1 protein-coding gene is annotated in these 1,397 nt (G+C 41.0%); it reads right to left on the reverse strand.

The features are described 5' to 3' along the window. Nucleotides 1-40: 40 nt before the first annotated feature. Nucleotides 41-1,270, reverse strand: coding sequence for an ISL3 family transposase (locus tag ABRT01_RS18220; RefSeq protein WP_336253577.1), 1,230 nt, complete (start codon nt 1,268-1,270; stop codon nt 41-43). Nucleotides 1,271-1,397: the final 127 nt, after the last annotated feature.

Consider the following 1,397-nt stretch of genomic DNA (forward strand, 5'->3'; position numbering starts at 1 on the left):
GGCTCTTCACCAAAATCAATGGTTGACACACTAGGTGCAACTATGCTAATTCACGGTTGCACTCAACTAGAATACGTTCCTTATAAATAGACTGATTACGTGTAAAATAAAGTCTCCGTTGAAGAGCTTTAATTCGGTTATTCCGTCCTTCCACAGCTGCATTTGTATAGCGAAGACGATGATAGTTGATGATTTCTTCTTTCCAGTTCGACATCGTCTTCAAACATTCATCCACCACATCGATTCCAATAGACTTTCCTTCGTTGTACCAGCGTTCAAACCAGATTTTCGCTATCCTCACATCTGGAGCACAATCGTACCATGTGATAAAATTTTCCTTCCATTCATAAGTGGCTGCTAATCTAACGTCATAACTAAGGATTTCCTGAACAGTGGTGCGTTCTTCTTCCGTCAGGTCTTCTGCTCGCTTGTTAAGAAGGCGGGCTTTTGACTTTATTTTCTTTTTGGCTTGAGAAGATAAATCTTTTTGAACCATTCGACGTACATCCTGAAGAGCCTCTGTCACATAGCGATTCACATGAAATCTGTCGGCAATTCGAATGGCTTTAGGGAACCATTCTTTACAAAAGGTATGATACGCTTTGGCCAAATCCATCACAATAGCAACCGGATTAAGCAGTTTGAACAAGGTGTGATTTTCGGCGTAATCCCGCAGTTCATCACCGGTGCGACCAGGAATTATATCAAGGAAACGCCCTCCTTTAAGGTCGTGAAGCCCTGTATTGTACGTGTGCCCTTTGCGAATTGCAAAGTCATCGATCCCAAGAACTAAACCTTCCCGTTCAACTGCCTCTTGATAAACCCACTCTTGTATCTCCTCACTTTTATCCTGAAGATTACTCTTGAAAATTCGCTCCATAGTAGAATAGGGAACTTGTTCTTCCATGGATGTATGAGCGACCGTCGCTCCATATGTTTGGCGCGCGAGATAGTCAGAAAACACTTTCGTATACCGTTTTTTGGGCTCAACAAAAGAATACTCCCAGGTAAAAGTTGCACCACAATCCTTACAAGCTAGACAAATGGCGGGGATACGCAAGTCAACAGATTTATCAAAAGCAGCTAGATGACGCACATCTCGTTTATAAGGAGTTCCATTTCGAATAACAGATGTTGAATGGCAATACGGACAAACCTGAGTGTGATCGACTGGTGTAAGTTCAATAATGGCATGGTCTTTTTCTATTTCTACGTTGACAATTTTTACTTCTGGTAAATCTAAGAGTTCATTGATATACTGTAAGGGCATCTGTCTAACCTCGTTTTCTTTTAGTCTGGTAACTTAAAGAATAACAGGGAGGCAGATGTTTTTCATTTATTTAGCACCATTACCATATTTACCTATCAATATCAACCATTGGTTTTGGTGTTGACCC

It is taken from the genome of Lentibacillus sp. L22 (assembly GCF_040812445.1).
Lineage (GTDB): Bacteria > Bacillota > Bacilli > Bacillales > Amphibacillaceae > Lentibacillus_C > Lentibacillus_C daqui.

Excerpts from the sequence above, each read along its gene's own strand:
- ABRT01_RS18220 (WP_336253577.1), bottom strand. The coding sequence starts at position 1,270 with ATGCCCTTACAGTATATCAATGAACTCTTAGATTTACCAGAAGTAAAA.